The organism is Legionellales bacterium (genome assembly GCA_026125385.1).
In the GTDB taxonomy this organism is placed as follows: Bacteria; Pseudomonadota; Gammaproteobacteria; order JAHCLG01; family JAHCLG01; genus JAHCLG01.
On the sequence record JAHCLG010000049.1, the window covers coordinates 1 to 8,986 of the forward strand.

10 protein-coding genes are annotated in these 8,986 nt (G+C 39.2%); 4 read left to right on the top strand and 6 right to left on the bottom strand.

Features of this window, described 5'->3' with window-relative positions; all coding sequences use genetic code 11:
* Window positions 1-153: 153 nt before the first annotated feature.
* Genes KIT27_11890 through htpX form a run of 3 tightly spaced genes read right to left on the bottom strand, consistent with a single transcriptional unit; the run spans window position 154 to window position 2,918 of the window.
* A complete protein-coding gene (locus KIT27_11890) occupies window positions 154-903 on the bottom strand; it encodes a 4'-phosphopantetheinyl transferase superfamily protein (GenBank protein ID MCW5590347.1) in 750 nt (249 codons plus the stop codon).
* A 42-nt stretch (window positions 904-945) separates the two neighbouring features.
* Entirely contained in the window at window positions 946-2,025 is a 1,080-nt protein-coding gene (locus KIT27_11895; protein ID MCW5590348.1) for a L,D-transpeptidase family protein, read from the bottom strand.
* Window positions 2,026-2,051: 26 nt separating this feature from the next.
* Window positions 2,052-2,918, bottom strand: a complete 867-nt coding sequence (htpX, locus tag KIT27_11900) for a zinc metalloprotease HtpX (GenBank protein ID MCW5590349.1) — start codon at window positions 2,916-2,918, stop codon at window positions 2,052-2,054.
* Between the two features lie 188 nt (window positions 2,919-3,106).
* Between htpX and KIT27_11905 the strand changes: the two genes are divergently transcribed.
* Entirely contained in the window at window positions 3,107-4,408 is a 1,302-nt protein-coding gene (locus tag KIT27_11905; GenBank protein ID MCW5590350.1) for an alpha/beta hydrolase, read from the top strand.
* Here the strand turns inward: KIT27_11905 and KIT27_11910 are convergent, their stop codons facing one another.
* Window positions 4,409-4,741, bottom strand: coding sequence for a hypothetical protein (locus tag KIT27_11910; protein MCW5590351.1), 333 nt, complete (start codon window positions 4,739-4,741; stop codon window positions 4,409-4,411).
* A 45-nt stretch (window positions 4,742-4,786) separates the two neighbouring features.
* Window positions 4,787-5,311 carry a hypothetical protein gene (locus tag KIT27_11915; protein MCW5590352.1) on the bottom strand — a complete coding sequence of 175 codons (525 nt, stop codon included), beginning with the start codon at window positions 5,309-5,311 and terminating at the stop codon, window positions 4,787-4,789.
* Between the two features lie 161 nt (window positions 5,312-5,472).
* Here KIT27_11915 and KIT27_11920 point away from each other — a divergent pair, with 161 nt between their 5' ends.
* The 3 genes from KIT27_11920 (at window position 5,473) to KIT27_11930 (ending at window position 8,198) form a co-directional block, all read left to right on the top strand.
* Complete coding sequence (locus KIT27_11920; GenBank protein ID MCW5590353.1) at window positions 5,473-6,225, top strand: SDR family NAD(P)-dependent oxidoreductase; 753 nt, start codon at window positions 5,473-5,475, stop codon at window positions 6,223-6,225.
* A 9-nt stretch (window positions 6,226-6,234) separates the two neighbouring features.
* The gene (locus KIT27_11925; GenBank protein ID MCW5590354.1) at window positions 6,235-6,846 is read left to right on the top strand and encodes a LysE family translocator; all 612 of its coding nucleotides are present in this window, start codon (window positions 6,235-6,237) and stop codon (window positions 6,844-6,846) included.
* Window positions 6,847-7,022: 176 nt separating this feature from the next.
* Window positions 7,023-8,198: a hypothetical protein gene (locus KIT27_11930; GenBank protein ID MCW5590355.1), complete on the top strand. Its 1,176-nt coding sequence runs from the start codon at window positions 7,023-7,025 to the stop codon at window positions 8,196-8,198.
* A 31-nt stretch (window positions 8,199-8,229) separates the two neighbouring features.
* On the opposite strand, the gene KIT27_11935 is transcribed toward KIT27_11930, so the two are convergent.
* Window positions 8,230-8,865 carry a hypothetical protein gene (locus KIT27_11935; GenBank protein MCW5590356.1) on the bottom strand — a complete coding sequence of 212 codons (636 nt, stop codon included), beginning with the start codon at window positions 8,863-8,865 and terminating at the stop codon, window positions 8,230-8,232.
* Between the last annotated feature and the right edge of the window lie 121 nt (window positions 8,866-8,986).

The following is an 8,986-nucleotide window of genomic DNA, read 5'->3' on the forward strand; positions in this document are numbered from 1 at the left end:
AAGCAGAATTTTTTAATTTGAATTAAGGTTATTTTTGATGGTGGTTTTCCTGGATCTCCGCTGCGCTACGTTCCAGGCTACGGCTGCGCTACGTTCCAGGCTACGGCTACGCTGCGTTCCAGGCTACGGCTGCGCTGCGTTCCACGCTACAGATTATAAACTCCATCGCCAAAAATGGATTTTATTGATGGTAGTCGCTAATGCGACGGCTGCAACATACTCTTCTTGTGGACGAAATGCGTGTAAAAACCATTTTTTAACGGCGTTAGGATCGCGTTGAATGCGAAGTATTTTTGCGGAAGAATCTGGTTTTAAACTGACATCAAATTGTTTTAAAGGATAAGATAAACCATCGCCCAAGGCTTTTATAAAAGCCTCTTTGCGCGTCCAAGCACTGAAAAATCCGAGAGGAATTTGCGAAAATGGTAGGCTTTGCAAATCTTCAAATTCTTTTGCAGAAAAAAAACGTTTGGCAATTTCCAAATAGTCACAATCACGACTCATGTATTCGACATCTATTCCCAGGGGATGATTAAAGTGCACGCCACATAAAATAACTTCATGCGAATGCGATAAATTAAACTGCATGTTTTGTGGATTTTGCGCAGGAATAATGACAGGTTTACCCTGTTTTAAATAGTCGAACTGAATTTCTTCTGGAGCCAAACATAAATACCGCGCTAAAATCAATCGCAATGCACCGCGAGCGATAATAAAACGATTCCTATCCACTTCAAAATGATAACGCGCTGCTCGTTGTAATTCTTCAGCATTTAATAGAGCCTGATAACGTGGCAAGCGCGAAGATTCACTCACCGTGGTTAGATGATAAATATCTAAATCCTGATGATTAAGCTCATAATCCTCATCCAAACTTTGCCAAGCATCGGTTAACACATCCATGCTACTGCCTCTTAGTTAATTCATCATTTCGTTGATTACCTTTTAATTGGCATAACCTACCACCGTTGGAATGCCATTAAGTGCTCGCGCCACCGCTTCAGCCGTTTCCCAATGTATATAATAATTATTTTGTAACGCCATGCCGCTTAATAATTCGATGGCTTTCGCAATATCATCGCGAGGATGATCTTTATCATCCGATAATGGTACATGAGCTGCAAATAATACTTGGTTATTGGCTACGCCCACTTGATAAGGCGCATTAATGATGCGAACTTCCGGCGCCTCTTTTTTGGTTAACCAGACTGAAGATGTGATTAATTTAACGGGTTCAGGAGTCGCACCGGTTTTTTCTTTATTTTCGCTGTCGCTGTTGTTGTCGACCTTTGCCGCTTTTGCTTTAGGTTTTGGGATCGTTTTTCCTGCCATAATCGTCGTAAATAAATCCTGAATATCCGCTGTCCACAAACGAATACAACCTGAACTGACTCTAAGCCCCACAGAATTCTGATCGTTGGTACCATGGATTAAATAGGTGCCGCGATCTAAACTGGTACGAATTTTATAATAACCCAATGGATTAGTTTCACCCGCTGCAATTTCATCGGGATAATATTGTCCGGTTAATTTGAAATGCGCTTTTTGCATTTTTTTGGTAGGTCGCCAAGTTGGATTTTCCACCATCTCTGTCACGCGTGCTGGCTGTTCATCGGGTGTTACGGGAGTTTGCCAGCCGCGTTTACCAATTCCCACTGGATAGGTTTTAACTTCATTTTTGCCAGGTGGATAATAATATAAACGCAGTTCTGCAAGGTTAATAAATAGTCCTTTATACTGACCATCGGCCGTAGCCGGTAAAATAAACTGGTTGGGTATCGTGATCTTGGTGCCTTCCACTAATTCCCAATCGGGTTTTATCTTGGGATTAGCTTCAATCATTTCATAAATACCTAGATCATAGCGCTTGCCGATTTTATACAAGGTGTCGTGAGGTTGTGATTGAATATTGAATACTTCACCCACAATTTTGTGATCGCCAGGCGGCAATGAAAATGTGGCAGCATGAGCTAATAGCGAAAAACTCGCTAACAGTACGTTTAAAAAAATGATGACAAACTTCATTATTATTTTGCTCCTACGAGTTTATTTTAATCGAAACGATATTGTCCTGAACGTGCCATTTCTTGCAAACGCGCAATCCGATCTTGAGTGGATGGATGGGTTGAAAATAATGAGGCTATTTTTTCGCCTTGTAAAGGATTCACAATAAATAAATGCGCCGTGGCTGGATGAGTTTCGGTTTGGGAAGAATGAATAGTGTGTTTAGTGGCTTCGAGTTTTTCTAAAGCACTAGCTAGCCATAAAGGATTGCCGCATAACGCCGCTCCTCCCGCATCGGCGGCATATTCGCGAGAACGCGATACAGCCATTTGAATTAAACCCGCGGCCATAGGTGCAAGCACCATCATTAAAATTTCGCCAATCACTGAACCGTGATTATCGTCGCGATTACCACCAAAAATTGAAGACCACATCGCAAAATTAGCCAGCATACTAATTGCACCACCAATGGTTGCAGCAATTGCGCTGATTAACGTATCGCGATGCCGCACATGAGTTAATTCATGCGCCATAACGCCCATGATTTCTTGTTTATTTAAGCGCGCCATTAATCCGGTTGTCGCTGCCACACTGGCATTTTCAGGATTTCGTCCGGTCGCAAAAGCATTAGGCATGTCATCTTCAATTAAATACACTTTTGGCATGGGAATATTTGCCCGTCCACTTAATTCCATGACCGCTTGATATAAGCCTGTTCTATCGCTAGCATCTACTTCGGTGGCATGATACATGCTTAAAACTAATTTATCCGAAAACCAATACGCGCCTAAATTCATGAATGCCGCGATCACTAACGCAATCAGCATGCCCGCTTTACCACCCAGCAAACCACCAATAACCAATAATAATCCGGTGAGTCCGCCTAATAATAAGGTTGTTTTCATCATATTCATTGTTTATACCTCCACAAATTAGTTAAGCATATACCTCGTAGATTTCAAGAGATATTTATCTTGCCATAATCAATTGTTACTGGTGACGTAGTCATCTTAAACTTAAATTAGGGTTAAACTCTGGTATAGCACTTTAATGGCGCTAAGCGTATACTGATTTTTATTTTGAAACAAGGATGATTCCGCGAATGCCAAACCCAATCGTCTTTATTCACGGATGGAATTCCAATGGCGATGCACTAAAACCACTCGCACAACAAATTGCAACCGCCACTTCGCGTCCGGTGAGTGATATTAATCTCGCCAATTATATTTCCTTAAACGATCACATTATTATCGATGATTTAATTGACGCCTTACAAGCCGCCTGGATTGCCAAACGCTTGCCCACCGAACTCGCAAGCACCGATGTCGTGGTGCACTCAACGGGTGGATTAATTATTCGTGGTTGGATCGCCCGTTATTATCAACCCAATACCGTGCCGATTAAACATTTATTAATGTTAGCGCCCGCGAATTTTGGATCGCCATTAGCGCAAAAAGGCCGCTCATTATTAGGAAGAGTAATAATTGGCTCACAATCCTCTTATTTATTTCAAACCGGTGCACCCATTTTAAAAGCGTTAGAAACTGCGAGTAGTTACACCTGGGATTTAGCCTTGCAGGATCGTTTTGGGAAATATAATTATTATCGCCCGGGAAATATTCTTTGCACGGTATTAATCGGTAATCGTGGATTATCAGGACTATCCGCTGCGGTAAATGAAATCGGTACCGATGGAGTAGTCCGTTTATCGGCTGCAAATATGAATTGTGCGTGGTGTGATATTGATTTTCGCGAACCCCAACAATATCAACTGACCTTATCTAAAGGAAAAACAGCATTTGGCATTATTGATGGGGAAAATCATGAAACCATTACCGGCTCAAATGGAAAATTTGCCAACCCCGATACTTTTAAAACCATCATTAATGCTTTAACCGTAAGCGATGATCAATTTAATAGCTGGATAAAAACATTAAATGATAATAATCAACGCGCCATTCATCTGGAAAATACAGCCTTAAATTGCAATTGCTTTCAAAATACCGTGTGTCATTTAGAAGATCAGCACGCCAACTCTGTGAATGATTATTTTCTAGAATTTACCAATCCTACTAATGACACTTCGTGGGTGGCAGAAAAATTCCACGGGGAAATTATTCGTGGCGTTCATGCATTTAGCGACGATCCCAGTTATCGCAGTTTATTTATTGATACCACGATTTTACAAACCTTGTATCAAGATACTAAACCTGATGTTCATTTAAATATTAGTGCAGAACCTCAAATCAAACAGACGAATTTAGTGGGCTTTACTCAAGTTTCGCCTATTCTCTTAGATCGAGACGCCGTATTAAAACTCTTTCAACCCAATCGCACCCTGTTTGTCGATATGCGTTTACAACGTTTGCAAACATCACAAGTCTTGCAAATTAATTCACTGTAATTATTTAATCATTCTTAAATCGTATTGTGGTTGTGGAGCAAGTGGTACTAGTTTTTTATCGGGTTGATAGACTAGACAGAGCGTTTGCGTGCGTAAATTGACAAATTCGCGAGCATATTTATCTTGTTTTAAAAAAATAATATTGTCGCCAGTTTGCATGTGTGGACACGCATGAATTGTTTTATACACCGTGCTATCGATCACTAAAATACCATTGCGTAATGCAAAAGAAATTTGTGATACCGTGGTGGTGGCATAGGATAGCTGAAATAATAATAAAATAAATAATCCGGCAAAAATAGCCTTAACATTGAAATAAAAACGCTGTTGCATGGCTCTACTCTCCTTGAGCACAGGCTCTCCTCAAGTATAGATTATTTAATTTAATTTGCGTTTATCTAAGGTAATTTCAGGAGGATGAGTCACTGAGAAGGGAATATCCCATTGCGCGTGTTCGCATAAATTTGCAATTGAGGCATATAAAGAGTGCAGTAAAGAATTATTAATACACAAATCAATCCGCGAACTTTCGCGATCGCCAATAAACGATAATACTAATTGATTATCTTTTTCAAATTGAGTGATAAATAATTGCGTGACTAAAATAGGTTGTTCAGAATGTTTTTCTGCCGGGTAAATGGCAAATTTACCTTGATTTTTATTACGTTCTGCTAATGCTTGTTGATGCTCCATCGCCAAAAGATACTGTTGTTCATCATCGCTAAATTGATGCGCATGTTGTTTTGCGGCAAAAATAAATAAATCTAACAAAGCATCGGCGGCCAATTGTACGAACCGTCGTGTTAAATAAAGATGTTGTTGATCAGTATCTTGCCCATCAATGGTCAACACCATCCGATCTTCTTCGGGAATATAGTTGACGTGAAGCTGCTTAATATTCATAGCACAGCCACCTTATATGCACACTTACTATAAATCTAGCAAATAAATGTACATTTATCCAGCGCACAAACAATTATTTCTGATTAATTGAGAAAATTAGGTTATTTTTGCCGTGTTTTGGATAAATAATTGTTTTATAATCTTCAAAATTTTATTTTAGGCTGAATATTATGCAAGATTTAACCGGGAAAATAACTTTAATCACGGGAGCATCGGCGGGCATCGGTGCTGCCTGTGCCGAAATCTTCGCCAAACAGGGCGCGCATTTACTATTAACCGCGCGTCGCCACGATAAATTGCAACAATTAAGCCAAGATTTGCAGCAACGTTATCACACATCCGTCGATTATGCCGTGCTCGATGTCACTAACCCGCAAAACGTACAAGACGTACTAAAAGATTATCCAAAAATTGATATTGTGATTAATAATGCTGGACTGGCGCTGGGACTCGATCCCGTTGAAAGTGCTGCCATTGCCGACTGGGATAATATGATCGATACCAATATCAAAGGATTGCTCTATGTGACTCAACAAATCATTCCTAAAATGAAAGCTCACAACCACGGCCATATTATTAATATCAGTTCGACTTCGGCGCATCGCGTTTATCCTGGCGGTAGTGTCTATTGCGCCACGAAACATGCGGTCGATGCCATCACTCGCGGTTTAAAATTAGAATTAGCCGATACACCTATTCGAGTCACTGCTCTTGAACCTGGACTTACAGAAACAGAATTTAGTCTGGTGCGTTTTCAACACGATGCGAACCGTGCCAGACAAGTTTATGCCAACATGACGCCACTCACCGCAGAAGATATTGCAGAAGCAGTGTTGTTTTGTGTGACTCGCAAAGCGCATATTAATATTAATTCTCTGCAAATTACACCAGTCGATCAAAAAGGCTTAGGGTAATTTCTCATTATGCATTTATTTTTTATCGGCATTTTATTAGGTTTGGGGGCAGCCATCCCCATTGGACCGGTGAATTTAGAAATGATTCGACGACATTTACGTTTGGGATTATTTTCAGGCGTAAGCTTAGGTATAGGCGCTTGCTGCGCGGATGTTACCTATATCGTTTTATTATATCTCGGCATCATTAACCTACTCTCTCACCCCATGATATTAAGCCTAATCGGCATGTTGGGCGCCATCATTTTATTATGGTTTGGTTACGGAGCCTTAAGCTTACCGCTGCAAAATAATTCTACCCCGCTTAAACAAATTCCATTATGGCGTCATTATCTGGAAGGCTATTTAATGACATTACTGAATCCCTATACTATTTTATTTTGGACGTCGATCAGTGCACAAATTGCCAGTTTAAGTGCAAGCTATCATACTTCACTCCTTTATCCCACGCTTGGTGTATTATTTGGCACACTCAGTTGGGTGATTGGATTAAACACTGGCTTGTGGTTCACCAAACATCGTTTATCTGAACCAGTGATACATCGATTAAATCGCTGTGGGGGAATTATTTTAATCGGTTTTGGCATCTATAGTTTCATTCACAGCGTATTATTATTTTAATTTTTTTAATGAGAGTGATTATACAATTAAAACGTCTATCAGTCAGAGGAAAATTTAGCCTAGCAATTTTCTTAACAATAAAATGAGAAAATCGCTATAGCCAAGGTGATAAATACGCATATTCACGTAACCTTGAATGGGTTAGAGTAAAACAAAAACTCACGCAAGGATTGGATATGCAGTCAATATCAACAATAACTACTGAGTATCAGAATAAAAAATCTCAACTTACCGAACTAAATTTCATGAGTTATTTTTTTCGCGGCAGAACGTCGAGTTCGATTGATCATTTAGCCCACCAAGTTTTCGATCTGATTAAAGCACAATTTACGTTTTCTGATGATGAAAATTTCATTACCGCCCAACAAGCCATCAGTCTATTTTTGGCAGACACTTTACAACCCTTTATTCTTTATGGAGAAAGCACCAGTAAATCGCTACGTCAATTATTTCGATCGATTATGGTAACTTTATTCGAGATCCATCAATTTATTATTCCTGACACTCATCACTCAAAAAAAATGAGATTTAATCTTGATAGTCTTAATAATAAAAATCTTCAAAACAGCATTTTCCATTTATTCACTAGTTTTTTTTGCAATCAATCTAACTTGGAAATTACCGGCATTATTCATAATATTGCCATGAGAGTATTAGTGGATATAACTAAAAAAAATACCATCATTAATACCCCTCATCAGTTAAGTCAATTTTATTTTAATTTAGCATCTGTATTAAAAGCAGGCCCCCTACCACAATGTAACTATCATTTTACTGATGAAAACATAAAACAATTAACCCATCTTATTCATGAGAAACTCATGCAAGGTGAGTTTATCTTCAAGGGAAGAAAAACATCGGGGTATTTATTAAATTATTCTGCGCTCGATGCTAGTGATAGTGAGATTGTTCAATCCTTCTCTGATTTACTTCATGAAAATTCTAAATGGAATTTTAACCCTGAAAGCGAAGCATTTTTAAAAAAATCGGATGAATTTATACAAAGTTGTTTAACCAATGTATTAGCTAAACAGAGTAAACCTAATTTACATTATCAAGAAAAGCAACAACAGGATTTTATTGAAACGTTTAGCTTTTATTTATTATATAATCTTAGCGAAAAAACTATACGACAATTTAGCGATGATTCTTTAGAAAACTTTTTCACAGCTATCACAGAAAATGTCGAAAAAATTATTCAAAAAAAGCTGTATTATAGCAATGCGCAGCCGGATCAACTGTTGTTAAGCACAACAGATCTCGATACTGCTATTTCAGCGATTTTAATATTATTAAATCAAGATGAAGGACCGGCATTAGCCTTGGCAAAAACACCTTCGGCAAAACGCTAAAAAAGTGATCAGTTCCAAGCGTTAACGAGGTTTAGGTCACGCGAGCCATCACGATATGCATTTTGCTCTCAAAGCCGGCGTGCACTCGCCAGGCATAGGCCACAGGTTCACCATTGGAATTAACTTTTAATAACATGTCTCCCACACCGACTCCAGCATGTGCGCGTCGCGTATCGTTGCTGTGCGGAAATGGTGTTGAATCGGCGACTTTGACGACGTAAACTTGATTTTGAATTTTTTCTGGTGGCGTTACCACCACCATAACGTGTCCTGCAACGTGATAATGCGGACGTTTATAGCGAAACACTAAAATATCACCGGCATGTAAATTGCCCACATCTTCAATTTTTTCCCAATCGGTGTCTTGAATGGTGATGGGTAAGTGGTTAATAAAATGATAATAATCGTTAGAATTCGGCAAATGGGTGTGTGAAAAAGAACTTAATTGTTGGAATGCATTAGGGAACGCGCGTTGTAATAAATCATCGACATAACTGGAACAATCTAAGATATAAACACCACGATCTAAGTCAAAGAGATTTTGTCCGAGATGATAACGTGAATAGTGAATGTTCGACTGGACTTGGTGAATGGTTTTAACAAGTTGATTGGTTTTAGTAGCAGCATTTCCGATGAGCGCCATTCCGAGGAGTGATAAAAATAACAATACCCTCACTATTTCCTCCAAGTAATTCGTAAAAAACACGCATACTAACACACTTAGGCGCAAAAGTACATGTTTGCCTCACTGTGGAAATGCGCTACCATATTGTACTCGACCGCTCCAC

Coding starts and splice junctions, on each gene's coding strand:
- KIT27_11925 (MCW5590354.1), top strand. CDS start 6,235: ATGCATTTATTTTTTATCGGCATTTTATTAGGTTTGGGGGCAGCCATC.
- KIT27_11895 (MCW5590348.1), bottom strand. CDS start 2,025: ATGAAGTTTGTCATCATTTTTTTAAACGTACTGTTAGCGAGTTTTTCG.
- htpX (MCW5590349.1), bottom strand. CDS start 2,918: ATGAATATGATGAAAACAACCTTATTATTAGGCGGACTCACCGGATTA.
- KIT27_11910 (MCW5590351.1), bottom strand. CDS start 4,741: ATGCAACAGCGTTTTTATTTCAATGTTAAGGCTATTTTTGCCGGATTA.
- KIT27_11930 (MCW5590355.1), top strand. CDS start 7,023: ATGCAGTCAATATCAACAATAACTACTGAGTATCAGAATAAAAAATCT.
- KIT27_11890 (MCW5590347.1), bottom strand. CDS start 903: ATGGATGTGTTAACCGATGCTTGGCAAAGTTTGGATGAGGATTATGAG.
- KIT27_11915 (MCW5590352.1), bottom strand. CDS start 5,311: ATGAATATTAAGCAGCTTCACGTCAACTATATTCCCGAAGAAGATCGG.
- KIT27_11905 (MCW5590350.1), top strand. CDS start 3,107: ATGCCAAACCCAATCGTCTTTATTCACGGATGGAATTCCAATGGCGAT.